14 protein-coding genes are annotated in these 18,011 nt (G+C 45.8%); 10 read left to right on the forward strand and 4 right to left on the reverse strand.

Annotated elements, in window-relative coordinates; genetic code table 11:
• Window positions 1-176: 176 nt before the first annotated feature.
• From QT984_RS05955 to QT984_RS05965, 3 genes are all read left to right on the forward strand, one after another.
• Window positions 177-743 (forward strand): DUF924 family protein, encoded by a 567-nt coding sequence (locus QT984_RS05955; RefSeq protein ID WP_333312854.1) that lies wholly within the window; start codon window positions 177-179, stop codon window positions 741-743.
• Between the two features lie 121 nt (window positions 744-864).
• Complete coding sequence (locus QT984_RS05960) at window positions 865-1,311, forward strand: hypothetical protein (protein WP_333053575.1); 447 nt, start codon at window positions 865-867, stop codon at window positions 1,309-1,311.
• An 81-nt stretch (window positions 1,312-1,392) separates the two neighbouring features.
• Window positions 1,393-1,848 (forward strand): DUF6575 domain-containing protein, encoded by a 456-nt coding sequence (locus tag QT984_RS05965; RefSeq protein ID WP_333312852.1) that lies wholly within the window; start codon window positions 1,393-1,395, stop codon window positions 1,846-1,848.
• Window positions 1,849-1,913: 65 nt separating this feature from the next.
• On the opposite strand, the gene QT984_RS05970 is transcribed toward QT984_RS05965, so the two are convergent.
• Together QT984_RS05970 and QT984_RS05975 are read right to left on the reverse strand one after the other, a co-directional pair.
• Entirely contained in the window at window positions 1,914-3,260 is a 1,347-nt protein-coding gene (locus tag QT984_RS05970) for a sorbosone dehydrogenase family protein (protein ID WP_333208916.1), read from the reverse strand.
• A gap of 312 nt (window positions 3,261-3,572) precedes the next feature.
• The gene (locus QT984_RS05975) at window positions 3,573-4,073 is read right to left on the reverse strand and encodes an autotransporter (RefSeq protein ID WP_333053578.1); all 501 of its coding nucleotides are present in this window, start codon (window positions 4,071-4,073) and stop codon (window positions 3,573-3,575) included.
• A gap of 815 nt (window positions 4,074-4,888) precedes the next feature.
• Between QT984_RS05975 and QT984_RS05980 the strand changes: the two genes are divergently transcribed.
• Together QT984_RS05980 and QT984_RS05985 are read left to right on the forward strand one after the other, a co-directional pair.
• The gene (locus QT984_RS05980) at window positions 4,889-5,524 is read left to right on the forward strand and encodes a L,D-transpeptidase (RefSeq protein ID WP_333053579.1); all 636 of its coding nucleotides are present in this window, start codon (window positions 4,889-4,891) and stop codon (window positions 5,522-5,524) included.
• A 45-nt stretch (window positions 5,525-5,569) separates the two neighbouring features.
• Entirely contained in the window at window positions 5,570-5,884 is a 315-nt protein-coding gene (locus tag QT984_RS05985) for a hypothetical protein (protein WP_333338381.1), read from the forward strand.
• Window positions 5,885-5,974: 90 nt separating this feature from the next.
• On the opposite strand, the gene QT984_RS05990 is transcribed toward QT984_RS05985, so the two are convergent.
• Both QT984_RS05990 and QT984_RS05995 read right to left on the reverse strand, forming a co-directional pair.
• Entirely contained in the window at window positions 5,975-7,843 is a 1,869-nt protein-coding gene (locus tag QT984_RS05990; RefSeq protein WP_333312849.1) for a tetratricopeptide repeat protein, read from the reverse strand.
• Window positions 7,844-7,915: 72 nt separating this feature from the next.
• Entirely contained in the window at window positions 7,916-8,689 is a 774-nt protein-coding gene (locus QT984_RS05995; RefSeq protein ID WP_333053581.1) for a Uma2 family endonuclease, read from the reverse strand.
• A 202-nt stretch (window positions 8,690-8,891) separates the two neighbouring features.
• Between QT984_RS05995 and QT984_RS06000 the strand changes: the two genes are divergently transcribed.
• The 5 genes from QT984_RS06000 (at window position 8,892) to QT984_RS06020 (ending at window position 17,543) form a co-directional block, all read left to right on the forward strand.
• On the forward strand, window positions 8,892-9,704 hold the full coding sequence (locus tag QT984_RS06000; protein WP_333053582.1) for an ABC transporter ATP-binding protein: 813 nt from the start codon (window positions 8,892-8,894) through the stop codon (window positions 9,702-9,704).
• A gap of 213 nt (window positions 9,705-9,917) precedes the next feature.
• A complete protein-coding gene (locus QT984_RS06005; RefSeq protein WP_333232547.1) occupies window positions 9,918-10,655 on the forward strand; it encodes an ABC transporter ATP-binding protein in 738 nt (245 codons plus the stop codon).
• Complete coding sequence (locus QT984_RS06010; protein ID WP_333208911.1) at window positions 10,652-11,512, forward strand: EamA family transporter; 861 nt, start codon at window positions 10,652-10,654, stop codon at window positions 11,510-11,512. The genes QT984_RS06005 and QT984_RS06010 overlap by 4 nt, the downstream gene beginning before the upstream one ends.
• Before the next feature lie 166 nt (window positions 11,513-11,678).
• Window positions 11,679-15,788, forward strand: coding sequence for a cobaltochelatase subunit CobN (cobN, locus tag QT984_RS06015; protein ID WP_333373512.1), 4,110 nt, complete (start codon window positions 11,679-11,681; stop codon window positions 15,786-15,788).
• A gap of 84 nt (window positions 15,789-15,872) precedes the next feature.
• Window positions 15,873-17,543, forward strand: coding sequence for a hypothetical protein (locus tag QT984_RS06020; RefSeq protein WP_333232545.1), 1,671 nt, complete (start codon window positions 15,873-15,875; stop codon window positions 17,541-17,543).
• The last annotated feature ends 468 nt before the right edge of the window (window positions 17,544-18,011 follow it).

An 18,011-nucleotide genomic window follows, 5' to 3' on the forward strand; every position in this document is an offset into this window, starting at 1 on the left:
TAATCTAATTTTTTTTCTCGACCCTCGATCGCCTCGGAAAGCAAGTACCTGTGTTTGGGTGGAGTCATCTTTGGTAATCATTAATCGCTGCGGTTTGTAGTTGGACAGATAGCGCATTTTGTGCAACTACAGACACAGAAGCTTTAATCAACAATCAATCGCCTACTAGATTGCTAATGAATGAAGTTTTAGATTTTTGGTTTGGTCGATCGCACTCTCCTGAGTTTGGCAAATTCCACAATAAATGGTTTGAAAAAGATGCGGATTTTGATGCCCAAGTGCGAGCGGGCTTTCTGCCGCAATACGAACTAGCCGCCTCCGGTAAACTCGACTCATGGCAAGATTCCCCCGACAACTGCCTCGCATTAATTATACTGCTCGATCAATTTCCGCGCAATATGTTTCGCGGAACGCCCCAAGCATTCGCCACAGACAGCAAAGCTTTAGCCACCGCCGAATACGCTGTTAATCATAAATTCGATCGCGAATTGGTTACTGTACAAAAATGGTTTATTTATTTGCCTTTTGAACACAGCGAAAACTTAGAAAACCAGCAAAAATCTGTCGAACTATTTCGCCAACTCAGCGGCGAACCAGACAGCGATTCAGTCATTGAATACGCGCAGAATCATTTGGAAATAATCGAGCGTTTTGGGAGATTTCCCCACCGCAATGAAATTCTCGGACGCGAAACAACCCCGGAAGAAGCGGAATTTCTGAGACAACCCGGTTCGGGATTTTAAAGGGCGATCGTAAAACTTTTTTGCGATCAGTATAAATACTGGTGAACCCCACCATGACTTTTTTGCCGATCATCAGTATAATACGGAATAATTATCATCTCTTCCCACTTGATATATAATCATGAAAAACTTTATTGAAGCTATTGGTGGACTAATAGGAATCCTAGCTTTTGTGAAAGGCATTCTTGAGTTCGTAGATCTCAATAGGATACGTAGATATGAGAAATTTCATGAGATGAGCCAAAGATTCGATGAGAACGAGTCAATCCAGAAAGTCTGTGAGCTTTTGCAAGATAGATATAGCAGCACATCAGTCACAAAACAGGAAAAAGAGGTATTTATCTGCTTTTTGGAAGAGATTTACTTTATGATTATGTCTGGGATAATGAAAAAGGAAATTGCACTGTACACCTTTGGCTATTATGCAAGAGAAGCAATGCACAACCAAAGATTTTGGCACGATCTTGATAGGGGGGAAGAGTATTACACTGTATTCCATAAATTCTGTCAAATGGTCTCTATCTTTGAGCCAAGCAAACTCGGAGTCAAGGAAACGCTAAAATACTGACCACCATGAAGATAAATTCTTAGGTCACAATGTAATTTTGACTGGTTATCCTTTGATTTAGTTTCTTATAAGCTAAAAAAAGTGGAACAATTAATCGGATTTAAACTAAGTAAATTTCCTCTAACTCTCAGAAGCATAGTCAATTTAGAGTATTTCGACGGCCCGCTACTATCGCTTTTTGAGAATGAATACGGCGATAGCTATCTTTATTCTTGGTGCGATGTAGATAATTTGTACAATCGCTGGTTGGTTTTCAGAGTTGCACAACTAACTCTCAAGCTTTACATAGAGGGACAAGTTTCATTGCACGAGTTAATTGTAAATCCTGTTGACGGATTTCTATATTCATTAGATATAGATAATGATTTACAGGTGAAAAACACTTATTTAATCCTGCCTGAAAATTTACCGCCAATCTACTTGCCCGAAACAGATTCCTATTACGAACTGTCTGATTTAAATCGCGAAACTGCTGAACAAGATAGGTTATTAATTTTTCAAAAAATTTCCGGCGAATCTCAACTTAGCAAGGTTTGAAGCTGACTAAAAAACCCGAGCCCCGACTTCTTGAAGAAGTCAGGATCTAATCCATCGCCCAATCGTCAGCCGCGATACTGCACTCGATAAATCCGGTTATTCGCTTCCTCAGTAAACAGCAAACTCCCGTCCGGTAAAACCAGCAAACCAACCGGCCTCCCCCAAGTTTTAGGGCCAGACGGATCTGTGAGAAAACCAGTCAGAAAATCCTCATAATAACCTTGAGGGCGTCCGTTCGCCGCATTAAAAGGTACAAACACGATTTTATAACCAGTTCCAGAGTTCCGGTTCCAACTGCCGCGAAACGCCACAAATGCGCCGTTGAGAAATCTTTTGGGAAACGTTTTGCCGTCGTAAAACTGAAGCCCCAAAGCCGCCGAGTGCGCCTGAAACAGCACGTCTGGCATTAATGTTTTAGCCGCTAAATCAGGTCGATCGCTATTGCCGTTTCTGGCGTGGCGCGGGTCGAGCAAATTCGGCTTAAAATAAGTGTAAGGCCAGCCGTAAAACTCGCCTTGACGAATTCTTGTCAAGTAATCCGGCACCAAATCATCTCCCAAACCGTCGCGTTCGTTGACTGTCGTGTAGAGTTGATTGGTTTTTGGGTGAAAATCCAATCCCACCGGATTTCGCAACCCAGAAGCAAAAATTTGTTGGTTCTTGCCGTCCAAATTCATCACTTGAACAGACGCCCTCGGCAGCGGTTCGACATCGGCATTAGACTGCGATCCAACTGAGACGAAAAGCTTGCTATTGTCGGGGGAAACGACAACATTTCGCGTCCAGTGTTGGTTGTAGCCGCCGCCCGGTAAATCAGCAATTTTTTGACCGGTACCTGTCAATTGTTCCTGCCCTTTTGTGTAGGGAAATCGGCGGACTTCAGCGGTATTTCCGAGGAAAAAATAGCGATCGGCAAAAGCCATGCCAAAGGGAATATTTAACCCGTTTTGGACACTGGCAAAAGTTTTGCGAACCTCAGCAACCCCGTCGCGGTTGGCATCGCGCAACAGTGTAATCCGATTCTGCCTGGTTTCTGTGACCAAAACATCGCCTGTCGGCGTCAAAGCCAGCCATCGGGGAGCGTCTAAATTGTCAGCAAAAACGTTGACGACAAAGCCAGGAGGCACTCGCAGCACTGGCGATGCGGGAATCGGTATTACTTGAGGAGGTTTTGAGGCGCTGTCGCTGGCTCCTGGCTGCGGCAAAGCAGTTGCAACAATACGGATTGGCTGCGGCGACAGCGGTTTGGTCGGTACAATTTGATTTGTCCCAACATTTGTCAGCGGTGCACGGGAGGGAATTTGCGAGACGGGGCTGTTGTCGCCCACAGCAGGGGATCTCGCATCTGTAGCTCGATCGCACGCAATCATCGGCAACAGCAGAATTAGCAGCAAGAAACGCAGGTAATACATAGCAGCGATTTCTCCACAATTGCTGGACAATTCTATTATTCTAACTGCTATTCAACAGCTAAGCCACCGCCGGCGCGGTGGCTTAATTCCATGTACTGATACCAGTTGCCAAAAAGAATGCAAGTGTAGGCCCGTGTTCCAAACCTTGATCTTCATCAGTCAATCGATTTTAGATTTGCTATTTTAGATTTTAGATTGAAGAAAGCAATCCCACGAATTAATCCGGGGGCCCCGGATCAAATTGCTTGATTGTCATTCCCAATCTTCAATCTTCAATCTAAAATCTAAAATCTAAAATCGTATAACCTAGCTCTACCAAAGTCCTCTCACAGGAGCCGGACGGGGAGCCGGAGCCGGAATTGGACGGGGAGCCGGACGAGGAGCCGGAGCCGGAGCCGGACGAGGAGCCGGACGCGGTGGGGGTTCTGGAGCCGGACGCGGTGCCGGTGCTGGGGTTGCGGGACGAGCAACCGTTGTGGCTACCACCTTATAATCGGGGATCACCGCGATATTTTGGATCTGAGATCCGGCGACGGTGGCTCTGACTTTCATTCCCGGTACTAAGCCAATAATTCTCAGGACGCATCTTTGAACCCTGAGAGTCCTGTACGGCGCGCTTTCTTCGCGAATAGTTACTACGTCGCCGACAATACTTTTGACAAAACCGACAATGGTTGTAGTGTTTGCTGTTGTGGTGGTCTGCGTTTGGGCTATTTGAGTTGCAGGGTTAGCCATCGCAGGATGTACTGAGACCGCCGAAATTACCACCGACAGTGTTGCACCTGTCAATAATTTGATGTTCTGAAGACGCATTGAAACCTCACATTAACTGCTATTCAGGGTCGGGTTTGCTTCCGCTGCACGAAAGTCCCAACCTCTATACCTAATCCAGTTTAATCCCCAAAGTAGGAAATTTATGACAATCTCAAAAAAAGATTATCGAACAAGTATTGAAAGACTAAATTTTACATCATAAGTTCCCGATTTACAACAAGTTCAGCGGTTTGCATCTCTAGAGTGTTGCCGTGATATATTGAGTTTATTCGATCGACCGTTGCCGTTTTTTTCCGCCCACCTAACTGTTGCTGGGGGAGAACTCTACCCAAAGACAGATTGTGATTGCCGGATACAGCAGCGCCATAGTTTGAATACTCGATCCCCAGTCGGTCATTGCTAAAAAATCTAATTAGTCGGAGGTAAAATCTAATCATTTTCTGGCAATATTTACGCATAAACCGGGTTTTCTCACGACATTCTATTGCGTAACTCCACTGAGCCACTTATAAAAACCTTGTGGTTTTGGTATTATTGCCTAAGCTTTGTGTTGAGTTACCAGTTATCAGTGGTGGAATTTCAACTAAAAACTGTACAGCGCAGTTGCCGTCATTCGATTTTAGATTTTAAATTTGAGATTTTCGATTGACTTGCGCGAGATAAATCCGGGGGCTTGAGGATGCAAGGATTTGGGATTGGGGATTGATTCCACGGATAAATCACGTGGCGGGTACCACATGAAGAAATTCTTGGTCAAAAAGCCCACTCAAAATTTTTCCGAGCGGGTGCGGTTGGCGGATAATTAGATCGGAACTTTGTAGGAAATGCTGGTGAGGAGTTTAGCGAAGAAAACAATGGTGAAGAGCAAATTTTTGTTTAACAAGTTAATTGTACTGAGCTTGAGTGCAGCCTCGCTGTCGATCGGCATACAGCAGCAGACGACTGCCGAAGTGGTGGCTAATTCAAGCAATAGTGCGATCGCAGCGCAGCGGCCCACCTCCGAGACACAATTGCCGAATCTCGGAACCCCAGAACTGCCGCCCTTGGGAGAACCATTTCGTTATATTCCCCAGGAACCACAGCCTGCGGTAAATCCTATTGAGGAAGTGCGTTTAGTGCTGAAATTGCGAGAACGCCGCGTCTATGTTTACCGACAAAATAAGGTGCAAACCAGTTTCCCGGTTGCTGTGGGAAAAGGCGGGTGGGAAACTCCTACGGGCAATTTTAAAGTTATGCAAATGATCAAAGATCCAGTTTGGCAAAATCCTTGGACAGGAGAACTTATTCCTGCTGGGCCAGACAATCCATTAGGAAGTAGGTGGATGGGGTTTTGGACGGATGGCAAGAATGTGATTGGTTTTCATGGCACTCCGAATCCAGAGTCGATCGGGGGGGCGGCTTCTCACGGCTGCGTCAGAATGTTTGATAAAGACGCACAGGCTTTATTTGAGAAAGTCGCCGTTGGCACACCGGTGATAGTTGAGCATTAATTATTTGGAGTTTGGGGTGCATCAAAATATCTAGGAACAGGCAAGATGCCTGTTCCACAAAAATTCAATACAGGCAAGATGCCTGTTCCACAAAAATTCAATACAGGCAAGATGCCTGTTCCACAAAAATTCAATACAGGCAAGATGCCTGTTCCACAAAAATTCAATTTTCTTGTGGGGAGTAGGGGTTGGGCAGGAGAGCCCGCCCATGAAATACTAATTGATAATGGTGATTTTCGGCGAGTTAGAACTTACACCTTAAACCTCTGTCAGCAAGAGGCTTTCCGGCCTGTTCCACAACAAAGAGTTATATCATGTCCGGTCGATTCCCTCCGCTTCGCTTCGCCCGAAATCAGGTAGGGGCGGGTTCAACAACAATATCTGCCAATAATTGACAATCTCAAAAACCCGCCCCGCCGGGATATTATGGTTAATCGATCGGACATAATATTAAATAGATTGCTGGTATTTTTCCAGCAACTCCGGGATGTAATCGTAGCCATCAACACCGATCGCCGGAATGATATTCGCTCGACTTTTAGCCAAAGCTTGTTTAAAAGATTCCGCCCCCATTTGACCCTGCAAAATGGTCAACAAACCAGCCGATTGACGCCACTCCATCGCACCAATTTGCTCCAAAGTATACATTCCTAAACTGCCTGCAAATATCGCTTTTTCTAGTGAGTTGATTCTGTAATAAGCTTGAGCCAAGTAAGCCAAATTCAGACCTTGCAAATATAAATCCCCTGAAAATTGAGCCGCTTGCCAACCTTTGAGCAAATATTCGATCGCAGCTTCAGCATTTTCCAGGGCGATTTTAGCAATACCGAGACTGCTGGAACAAAAAGCTTGACTTTGGCGATCGCCCAATTTTTCCGATAGTAACAAACCTTGTTCCAAATAACCGATCGCACTCTCGTAAACCTCCGGTTCCACCTCCTCCAACTGCCGCGCTTGAAACACTTCGCTGTAACCCAAATTAGCCAGAGCATTTGCCTCGCCTTGTCGCTCTCCCGCTTGTCGTGCCATAATTAAAGCCCGCTGGCTGTAATTAATCGCTTCCTGATAATTTTTTTGAGCAACATAGTTGCGGCTGATGTGATTGAGATTGGCAACTTCGCAAGCTTTGTCTCCTTCGGTACGGGCAATTTCCAGCGCTTGCTTGTGCAGCAAGAGCGATCGCTCATAGGCCCCAGCCGCCTGCATCGAATAACCCAAAAGCGTCAGAATCCGAGCTTTCGCTTGAGTGCCTTCAACTCGCCGCAGCGGTTCATCTAAATAATCCAAAGTATGACGCAGAGCTTTACCATCAAACGAAGCAAAAATCCCCCCGTAAAGCGGAAAATATTCCCGCTGAGAAAAAGCGCGCAAAATTTGCAAAGTTACTTGAAAACAAGCATTTGCCAACTGTTCCCCGCTCTTGGTAGAATTATTAAATCCACTAGCTAGCTGACTCCAAATTACCGCAAAAGTAATGTAAGTAGAAATTGAAGCTTTTGTTGACACTTTGGAATCGTAAACTTGCTTGTCAAACCATGTCGCCAACGCCCGCTGCAAGCACTGCAAAATAATCGCCACTTCCACCAATATGCCTAAATCTAAATTCGATTGCTGGGCTGCGAATTGAACTACAGATTCACCGAGGGCAATAGTATTTAAAAGAGCCTGGGGAAAGGGACTGTTAACTTTTTTAGCCCAAAAAGCCCAAGGCCCATTTTGTTCTGGACTACCGGCAAATCCTAGCTGCTGCGGCTGATAAATCCAGCCCACAAGTTCCGGTTCCAAACGCTGCCAAGATTCTAAACCTTTAGCGATGCCGGCGGTGATTTGCTGCAAATCTTGTTCGGTTTCGGGATTGGCAGTTTGCAGCATTTGTTGGTGCAGAGATTTTGCCAATTGCTGCAATTGAGCGAGAGTCAGCGGATGTTCTTTATTCGGATCGATTACTTGCAATAATGCCAGGAGGCGGGCATTAGATTCAGCACTAACGATTTGTTGGATTGAGGATGCAATTGCGCGATCGACGCGGTTATCTTTCTGCCAGCGTTCCCATTCTCCTTGGATGGTTTTGAGAGCTCTGAGGCTGCGATTTGCCTTTGCTTGTTTGATTTCGTCTTTTTCATTTCTGAGTTGATTTTCGGCTGCATCAAGGCGTTCGCCGAAACAGCGTTCAAATATTTCGCCAGTACCGGTGCTAATGTCTTGCACCAGCATTTGATAAACTTGTTCTTTGGAGCGAATTTGACCTTTGAGGGTGATTTCGACAATTTTGTCGATTAGTGCTAGGTAGCGATCGCGCAGTGAGGTAGAGTCTGGCATAATTTATTTTTAGTTAATAAGTTTTTATGGACAGCGCTTGCAGCTTGCACCATTTCATGCTGCTATTTAATTTTACAGCTCATCTGGATTAATGCCCATTGCTCGCAGTCGATCGGCTAATCGGTTTGCTCGCTGACTTTCTAATTCAGCTCGCTGACTTTCTAATTCAGCTCGCTGCCTTTCAAACTCCTCTGGAGTCAGAACCCAATCGCCACTGACATCGTACCAACGCAGCCACAATCTCGAACAACCTTGATAACAACCTTCCCACAAACCTATACCTAATTCTAATTCCGGTATCCAGAATCGCGGCTCGGTTAAAACTTGTTCGCGGTAACGATTGCCAATCAAACGAAATACTCTCAGTTGATTGTTGTACCGACTGAAAACAAAGTAGTAAGGAATCTCCAAAATCTGTTCGTAAACTCGGCACTTAGTAGGCGGTTTATTTGGTGCTTCTTCTGTGATTCCTAAATCCTCCTCTTCAGTTCCAGGTGACAGCAGTTCCACTACTACCAGAGGACTGACATTTTCTTGCCACATCACGTAGCTGAGGCGCAATTCGTCACCTCGATAAAATCTCGGAACCCCCAAGACGACAAACCAATCAGGTTTTTTGTACCAATTGAGATGGTTAGAATCGTAGTAGAGATTGAGGTCTGTCGCTATAAATATTTGTTCTGGCGGATGGTTAGCGGGGCGGCAGGTTAAACGCAGCAGTTCCGGTTGAAACTCGTGGAATTCGTCAGGCAAACCGGGTTCCTCCGGGTCTTCACTGGGTAAATCATACATCGTAGGGAGGACTTTTGTTTGCGAAGGCTGCGAATCCGGTACGTACATCGTCATAAGATTACCCAGGCGAGACGGCTTGAGGAGATTGAAGCGGTACGGCAATTGTAATATTATAGCGGTTTTCCGTTGAATCAGCTAGATGCCTAGTAATTAATCATGGATAATTGGTAATCAGTAAATGATTTTCAAGCGGGAGGCTATTTATTAAAATACAAATGTGAGGCATAATTAGATTGCAGATTTTATCGAGTTTTTTGTGATTTCAGAAACTGTTACCATCTCAAAAAGCAATTCCATCTTAGAAGCACAAGGATTAACCCGTCGCTTTGGCGGCTTAATTGCTGTAAACAACGTATCTTTTACAGTTGAAAAAAACGAGATTTTTGGATTAATCGGCCCTAACGGCGCGGGCAAGACAACTCTATTTAATCTCATGACTGGACTGATACCTGCTTCTAGTGGCAACCTGATTTATCAAAATGAAAATATTTCCCAATTGAAGCCTTATCAAATTGCTAATAAAGGTATTGCCAGAACTTTTCAAAATATCCGGTTATTTGGGGAACTTTCTGCTGTGGAAAATGTAGCGATCGCCCGACACATCCACAGTCGATCGGGCAATCCAGTTTTAGCGGTGCTGGCGGGGATTTTCGGCTTGCCAGCATCTAACGCAATGGAACGCAAAACCCAGCGAAAAGCCTTAGAATTGCTTGATTTAGTCGGATTGGGCGATCGCGCGGGCGAACAAGCGAAAAACTTGCCCTACGGCGACCAGAGGCGCTTAGAAATTGCCCGCGCTTTAGCCCTAGAACCGCAAATATTGCTGTTAGATGAACCAGCAGCGGGGATGAATCCCAATGAAAAGCACAAATTAAGCGAATTTATCCGAGAAGTGCGCCAACAATTCAATTTAACTGTAATATTGATCGAGCATCATGTACCGCTAGTTATGGGATTGTGCGATCGCATTGCCGTCTTGCATTTCGGTCAGCTTATTGCCTTGGGCGAGCCTGCTATTGTCAGGAATGACCCCGCTGTGATTGAGGCTTATTTGGGAGATGAAAAATAACTAAGGAAACCCGGCGATTGGAAATCGCGTCTACACAAACAATGTCCGTTTACGCGGACTAAGAGTAATATTAAAAAATCACATATTGCACCATTATTACACATTCTGTAGGGGCGGGTTCACCGACAATAATTGCCTAAAAATAACAATCTCATAAACCCGCCCCCACCCAACATTAAATCGCAATTTACCTCAAACTCAAAGTCACAGAAAATGCACGAAATCCCACCCCGAATATCTCAAAATATCCTCTTAGAACTCAAGAATGTTTCTGTAAATTATGGTGGAATTCAAGCCATACAAAATATTAATATCACGATTAATGCGGGCGAGGTTGTCAGTCTCATCGGCGCCAACGGTGCGGGCAAAAGTACCACATTGAGAGCTATTTCCAAAATAGTTAATTTGCGACAAGGACAAATTATTTATAACGGGCGCGATATTAGTCGCCGCCAAGCTCACGAAGTTGTGAAATTGGGAATCGCCCATAGCCCAGAAGGGCGGCGGGTTTTGGCGCAGCAAACGGTGTTAACTAACTTAGAATTGGGGGCCTATATTCGATCGGACTCGGCAGCAGTAAAAGCCGATTTAGAGCGCCAATTTGAGATATTTCCGCGCCTAGCAGAAAGGCGCCGCCAGCTAGCAGGAACCCTCAGCGGCGGGGAACAGCAAATGCTGGCGATCGCCCGCGCTCTGATGTCGCGCCCGAAGCTGCTATTATTAGACGAGCCTAGTTTAGGCTTAGCACCCGCGATCGTCAAAGAAATTTTCGGAATCATTCAAAACCTGCGTTCCACAGGCGTTACAATCCTTTTAGTAGAACAAAACGCCAGTTTAGCACTGCAAATTGCCGATCGGGGTTACGTGCTAGAAGCTGGTAACATTACTCTCACAGGTATTGGAGCAGATTTGCTAAACGACGAGCGAGTCAGGAGCGCATATTTAGGATGACTTGGTTAATTTTAGGACTCTTGACCGCTTTCTTTGAAGCCGTAAAAGACGTTTTTGGGAAACAAAACCTCAAAAAAAGTGACGAATATGTCGTCGCTTGGTCTCTCTCATTTTTTTCAGTCATCTTTTTGATTCCCTGGGTAGTTTATACAGGAATTCCGGCATTAAACTCTCAATTTTGGCTCGCCCTATTAATCGGAGGTAGCATCAACGCTGTCACATCCCTCCTCTACATCAAAGCCATCAAAGTATCAGATTTATCCCTGACACTCCCGCTGGTAGCTTTGACACCATTATTTATGTTGGTAACTTCACCATTAATTGTCGGGGAATATCCCAAAATCTTTGATTATATTGGCATTTTACTAATCGTACTCGGCTCTTATTTATTAAATATAAAAGAGAAATCTAAAGGATATTTAGCCCCATTCAAAGCACTCCTGGATGAACCCGGGCCAAAATTGATGTTAATCGTCGCATTGCTATGGAGTATTGCCTCAAATTTTGACAAAATAGGAGTTACAAATTCCTCCCCTATTTTTTGGTTATTCTCTTTGTTTGGTACAATCAGTGTCTTGCTACTGCCAGTTTTATTGCACAAAACCCCAAATCCAGGGCGAAAAATTCTCAAACAATTACCAATGCTAGCTGCTATGGGGTCTTTAAATGCTATGGGAGTCCTTTTTCAAATGCAAGCTTTGACATTAACTTTCGTAGTGCAAGTGATCGCGATTAAGCGTACTAGCGTGTTAATGGGTGTATTGTTCGGTCATTTAATTTTTAAGGAAAAAGATATTCAACAAAGATTATTAGGGGCCGGAATCATGATTTTGGGAGTTTTATTTATCAGTTTATAGCTTAAAACCTCAGAAACTCGAAATCATCCATCTCTCTCTTCTCTTCCTCTGCGTACTCTGCGCCCTCTGCGGTTCAAATATTCTAATACAACCGGATTGAAAATAAGTCATGTTATACTAAGAGCGATCGCACCTTTCATTATTTATCAACATAAACTAAAAATTAATGCACAAAATAGCCGCAACACCAGGAGGCTGGAACCCCCAAGCCGAAGGAGTAATTTTTATTCAGCAAACCCCAGCACCAATAGTATTTATTAGTGCTGCTGACACCGACATTCAAACACTCGCAGTCGCTGCATCCAAAATGCCGGCAAAATTTCCCAAAGTGCGCGCAGTAAACCTGCTTCAATTGCAGCAACAACTAACAATTGATACTTATGCCGAAGAAGTTTTAGAACGCGCAGAGGTCATAATCTTAAGACTGTTAGGAGGGCGTTCTTATTGGTCTTACGGCTTAGAAATTCTCCGGGAAACGGTGCAGAGAACTAACGCATCACTGATTGTAATGCCGGGAGAAGACAGTCCCGATCCCGATTTAATCAGCCATTCCAATGTATCGCTGTCAGCAGTCAATCAACTGTGGCGCTATTTCACAGAAGGCGGAGTCCAAAACTTTGTTAATGCACTAAAATTTGCCGCCGATACTTGCCTGAAAACTGCTTACAACCCGCCACTACCTCAAACAGTTTCCCGCGTCGGAATTTATGATTGGGACGGAGAAGCGGGGGCGTGTTTTGCAACTTTACAACCAGATTCAGATCCCCCTAAATCCCCCTTAAGAAGGGGGAATTTGACAACTTCTTCCTCCCCCCTTAAGAAGGGGGGCTGGGGGGGATCTCCGGGTTTGGAAACACTCCCTAAAAGGCACGGCGAGGGCGGGCACGGGGGCACCGCCCCTACGGTCGGAATTTTATTTTATCGCGCTCATTATTTATCAGGAAACCTAGCACCAATTGATGCACTCTGTCAAGCTCTAGCAGAGCGAAATTTAGTCCCAGTTCCCGTCTTTGTGTCTTCTCTGCGGGAACCAGATTTGCAAATAGAATTGCTAGAGTATTTTAAACCAAAAGAATCAGAACCAATTCAATTATTGCTCAATACCACAAGTTTTGCAGTCTCCGGTTTCAGCAGTCAAGAACCGGAACAAAACAGCTTAAAATCCTTAGATGTTCCTGTATTGCAAGCAATCTTCAGCGGTGGCGGTTTGGAACAGTGGGAAACGGAACTTCAGGGACTTTCGCCCCGCGATGTGGCGATGAATGTAGCATTGCCAGAAGTAGATGGCAAAATCATTACTAGGGCTGTTTCTTTTAAAGCCGTACAGACTTGGAACAGCGAATTAGAAACAGATGTAGTAGGCTATGTCGCTGCAGGCGATCGCATTTCATTTGTAGCAGATTTAACTGCGAATTGGGTGAAGATGAAACAAACCCCAGCCGCCAACAGACGCATCGCCATAATTCTAGCAAATTACCCCACTCGCAACGCCCGCTTAGCCAACGGCGTCGGCTTAGATACGCCCGCTAGCTGTGTCGAAATCCTCAAAGCTATGCAGCAAGCTGGCTATCAAATTGAAAACATCCCCGCTAGCGGCAACGAGTTAATTGAACTCCTGACTTCGGGCGTGACAAATGACCCGGAAGGACGCGAATTGCGGCCTGTTCATCAATCATTGGATTTGGCAGAATATGAAGAATATTTTGCTACTTTGCCGCAGGAAGTGCAAGATGGGATTTGTAAAAGATGGGGGCTTCCGGGAAGCTATGCACAAGATTTTATAAGCAACAATACGTCTTTTCCGATTCCGGGGATTCAGTTCGGTAATGTATTTGTAGGAATTCAACCATCGCGTGGATACGAACTTGACCCCGCGTTAAATTATCACGCCCCCGACTTAGAACCTACCCACAATTATCTAGCTTACTATTACTGGCTGCGAGAAAAATTGGGAATTGATGCTATAATTCATGCTGGAAAACACGGCAATTTAGAATGGCTTCCCGGTAAAAGTATAGCATTGTCTAACAAATGTTATCCAGAAGTGGCGTTAGGCGCGATGCCGAATTTTTATCCCTTCATTGTCAACGATCCGGGGGAAGGTTCCCAAGCAAAAAGACGATCGCAAGCTGTGATTATCGACCACCTGACACCGCCAATGACTCGCGCCGAACTCTACGGGCCTTTGCAGCAGTTAGAAACCTTAATTGATGAGTATTGCGAAGCCCAAAGTTTAGATCCGTCCAGATTGCCCATGATTCGCGATCGCATTCTCGCCCTCACCAACAAAGAAAACTTAGATAAAGACTTAGGAATACAACTAAATAAATCAGAATTTACAGAATTTATCACTCGCACCGACGGCTATCTTTGTGAACTCAAAGAATCCCAAATTCGCGACGGATTGCACATTTTTGGGCAGTGTCCCGAAGGTAGACAGTTGAGAGATTTGATAATTGCGATTGCCCGCCATCCCACCAACGGGCGATCGGGCTTAACCCGCGCCCTAGCTAAGGATTTAGACCTAGACTTCGACCCGTTAACAGCCGATCCGACATCAAAAATTCAGAACCGCACAGCCGGCGATTTAACAGCAGAACTAGAAGAAAAAGCCGCTGAATTAGTAGATAATTTAATCGAAAACATCCGCGTTAATCCGCGTTCATCTGCGGTTAACAATATCCAAATAGGAGAAGCACCCCAACAAGAATTAGACTGGATAAATAACTATCTTTTACCTTCCCTCCTCCAAACAAACCAAGAAATTACCAACCTTTTGCGCGGGCTAGATGGGCGGCACATACCAAGCGGCGCATCCGGCGCGCCCACTCGCGGCAGACCAGATGTATTGCCCACCGGTCGCAATTTTTACTCCGTAGATATCCGCGCCATTCCCACAGAAACCGCCTGGAGAGTTGGCAGAGTTGCTGCTGAAAATTTAATCGAAAGATACACCCAAGAAAACGGCGAATATCCGAAAACTTTGGGTTTGTCAGTGTGGGGAACATCCACCATGCGGACGGGAGGAGACGACATCGCAGAAGCCCTAGCATTGATAGGAGTTCAACCTGTTTGGGATGGCCCTTCGCGCCGGGTTGTAGATTTTGAAATCTTGCCGATTTCTGTTTTGGGGCGACCGCGCGTTGATGTTACTTTGCGAATTTCTGGCTTTTTCCGCGATGCTTTTTTTAATTTAATTGATTTGTTTGATAGTGCGGTAAAAGCTGTGGCAGATTTAGACGAATCGGCAGAAGACAACCCTTTAGCAGCACAAGTTAAGGAAGAGATTTTGTATTGGGAATCTACAGGTTTGAGTCAGGAAGAGGCGCAAGGGCGATCGCAATTTCGAGTGTTTGGCTCAAAACCAGGTGCTTACGGCGCAGGACTTCAAGGCATAATTGAAGCTCAAAACTGGACAGACGACAGCGATTTAGCAAAAGCTTACATTAATTGGAGCAGTTACGCCTATACAAGTACCCCCCCAACCCCCCCTTATCAAGGGGGGGCTAAATCTAATTCCTCTCCTTTACAACCAGAGAATACCCCCCCAACCCCCCCTTACCAAGGGGGGGCTAAATCCAACTCTTGTCCCCCCCCTTTACAAGGGGGGGCTAGGGGGGGTGAATTAAGTTCTGAGGCTAATTCCAACTCTTGTCCCCCCCCTTTACAAGGGGGGGTTAGGGGGGGTGAATGGGGATGTTCTGCACCCGAAGCATTTGAAAAACGCCTCGGCCAAATGCAAATAGTTCTGCAAAACCAAGACAACCGCGAACACGACATCCTCGACTCGGATGATTATTATCAATTTCAAGGGGGAATGACGGCCGCAATCCGCAATTTGCAAGGCAAAAATCCTGAAACTTATTTCGGAGACAACTCGATTCCTGAGAATCCGAAAGTGCGGCAACTGCGGGAAGAAATTGCACGGGTTTATCGCAGCAGGGCTGTGAATCCAAAATGGATAGAAGGTGCGATGCGACACGGTTATAAAGGTGCGTTTGAAATTGCAGCAACTGTTGATTTTTTGTTTGCTTACGATGCTACGGCAAATTGTGTAGAGGATTTTATGTATGAAGGAATCGCCGAGGCTTACATTTTTGATGAGAAAGTGCAGACATTTATTCAAGAAAACAATCCTTGGGCACTGCGAGATATGGCGGAAAGATTGCTAGAAGCTCGTCAGCGGGGGTTGTGGGAGAGTGCGAACCAGGATACATTGGATAAATTGAGGTCGATCGCCCTGCAAGCCGAAGCAGTCATCGAATCCCATACATAAATACTCAAAAGTCACGATCGCGGCTGCCGAGGAATGGCCGCTTGCGGTAATATCTATTAATGTTTCGCGATCGCTGAAAGCTTTATGATTCGCCGCTACATTGCTAGCATCAGCACCAGCATCCTCAAACGTACCTGCGCCGCAGCGGCTGTATTAGCCGTAACTTTGGGATGTTCGTCAACGAAGCCGCCCAACACCGCAGCGCCATCGGGTTCGATCGACGAATCCGCCGTCCTAGCGCAGGCCCCAACGTCTCTGTTAGCTCAAAACCGCAACAAAACCAGAAAATCCCTCAGCCTGCCCTCTTGCGCGCAAAACGACGCCTTCACGGAGTCAATTAACTTTGCCACCCAAGCTTCTAATTTGGCTCAATCAGCCAATTCAAAACAAGACTGGGACGAAGTAGCCGCCCTGTGGGTGCAAGCCGTCGCCTGGATGCAAGCGGTTCCCCCCGGCAGTCCCAGACGGGCGTTTGCGGAGAAAAAAGTAATCGAGTACATGAGAAACCTCGTTTATTCCCAGCAGCAAGCTAGCGCCACCCGATCGCAAGCCAGTAGAGTCAGCTTCAGCAGCGATTTACTCAACGAACAACTCGAACTTTACCTATCCTACGTTGCCACAGTCGGCCCACCAGATGTTTTGATTGTCGGCAGTTCCCGCGCATTGCAGGGCGTCGATCCCAAACAGCTAAAACAATCTTTGGCCCAAAGAGGTCGGCGGGGCTTAAAAGTATTTAACTTTTCAGTCAACGGCGCAACTGCACAAGTAGTTGACTTTCAACTGCGGCGGCTTTTGAAGCCCGGTCATTTGCCTCAAATGATTATCTGGGCAGACGGCGTGCGGGCATTTAACAGCGGCCGGGACGATCGCACTTTTAATTCGATCGTCGATTCTGAAGGCAGCCAACTTTTAGCAGCAGGCATTCGCCCCCAACTGCCGTCCGATGAGCCCAACGTGATTCCGGCGTGTTACAGATTCCCGCAGCCCTGCGCTAACAACAATTTCCGCAAAGCATTTACCTCTGTAGATCAACCTTTCAGGGGCGGGCAAGATGCCCAACCCCTATTCCCCACAATCAAATCCCTCTCTAGTGGAACGGGCATCTTGCCCGTTGCTGACACCCAACCCCTACTCCCCCCAATCAAATCCCTCTCTAGTGGAACGGCCATCTTGCCCGTTGCCTCAAATGCTGCAAAATATGAGTTAAAACCGATCGCAGCAGATGCAGCAACCCAAAAAGCAGAATTGATTCCAGTCTCGCGACGCACAACAGTAGCCATCAGACAACTCAACCAATTGGCAGATTCGATCGACTCCAACGGATTCATGGCTATGTCGGGCAAGTACAATCCCAACACTTATTATCGACAACGCGCTTATGTTTCAGGCCAATACGATCGCGACTACAAAGACTTCTACCTCGGAGGCAAACAAGCAGCAGCCTTTAATTCAGTTGTAGCATTTACCAAAGCTCGCAAAATTCCCCTAATTTTCGTCAATTTGCCCCTCACCGACGACTACCTAGACGGAACTCGCCTGCGGGCAGAACAGCAGTTTCGGCAGCGAATGCAGCAACTCTCGCGGCAAAAAGGCTTCGCTTTCCGCGACTTGTCCCAGCGGTGGCCTGGCCGCAATGACTATTTTGTTGACCCCAGCCACCTCAACCGCTTTGGGGCCAGCGCAGTTTCTAGCCTACTCGCGGCCGATTCCAGCATTATCTGGCCACGGCCCAAATCCAGCCGCAGCGACGGGTAATACGATTTTAGATTTTAGATTTTAGATTTTAGATTCAAGAATTGGGAATGACAGATTTTGATTTTCGATTAAAGTATTGGAAATGACAGATGAGATAAGGGTTTGGAGCTTTCAAAAAATTGGATTACTTTTTGGAATTTCTATAAACCAGAGGGAGAGTCTCCCAGGGGAGATGCCCTGTGGCATCGGAATAATATTTTTCCGAGTACAGTGCGATCGTCCCGGTGGCGGCAATTCAGTCTAAAATCTAATCATCTAAAATCCCAAATCTCAAATCTAAAATCGATGTGCACTGCGATCGTCCCGGTCGCGGCAATTCAGTCTAAAATCTAAAAATCTAAAATCTCAAATCTAAAATCTAAAATCGATGTGCACTGCGATCGTCCCGGTGGCGGCAATTCAGTCTAAAATCTAAAAATCTAAAATCTCAAATCTAAAATCTAAAATCGATGTGCACTGCGATCGTCC

The organism is Microcoleus sp. Z1_B2 (assembly GCF_036700325.1).
Taxonomy (GTDB): domain Bacteria; phylum Cyanobacteriota; class Cyanobacteriia; order Cyanobacteriales; family Microcoleaceae; genus Microcoleus.

Coding starts and splice junctions, on each gene's coding strand:
- QT984_RS05980 (WP_333053579.1), top strand. CDS start 4,889: ATGGTGAAGAGCAAATTTTTGTTTAACAAGTTAATTGTACTGAGCTTG.
- QT984_RS06010 (WP_333208911.1), top strand. CDS start 10,652: ATGACTTGGTTAATTTTAGGACTCTTGACCGCTTTCTTTGAAGCCGTA.
- QT984_RS05955 (WP_333312854.1), top strand. CDS start 177: ATGAATGAAGTTTTAGATTTTTGGTTTGGTCGATCGCACTCTCCTGAG.
- QT984_RS06020 (WP_333232545.1), top strand. CDS start 15,873: ATGATTCGCCGCTACATTGCTAGCATCAGCACCAGCATCCTCAAACGT.
- QT984_RS05960 (WP_333053575.1), top strand. CDS start 865: ATGAAAAACTTTATTGAAGCTATTGGTGGACTAATAGGAATCCTAGCT.
- cobN (WP_333373512.1), top strand. CDS start 11,679: ATGCACAAAATAGCCGCAACACCAGGAGGCTGGAACCCCCAAGCCGAA.
- QT984_RS05975 (WP_333053578.1), bottom strand. CDS start 4,073: ATGCGTCTTCAGAACATCAAATTATTGACAGGTGCAACACTGTCGGTG.
- QT984_RS05990 (WP_333312849.1), bottom strand. CDS start 7,843: ATGCCAGACTCTACCTCACTGCGCGATCGCTACCTAGCACTAATCGAC.
- QT984_RS05985 (WP_333338381.1), top strand. CDS start 5,570: ATGCCTGTTCCACAAAAATTCAATACAGGCAAGATGCCTGTTCCACAA.
- QT984_RS06005 (WP_333232547.1), top strand. CDS start 9,918: ATGCACGAAATCCCACCCCGAATATCTCAAAATATCCTCTTAGAACTC.
- QT984_RS05970 (WP_333208916.1), bottom strand. CDS start 3,260: ATGTATTACCTGCGTTTCTTGCTGCTAATTCTGCTGTTGCCGATGATT.
- QT984_RS05995 (WP_333053581.1), bottom strand. CDS start 8,689: ATGACGATGTACGTACCGGATTCGCAGCCTTCGCAAACAAAAGTCCTC.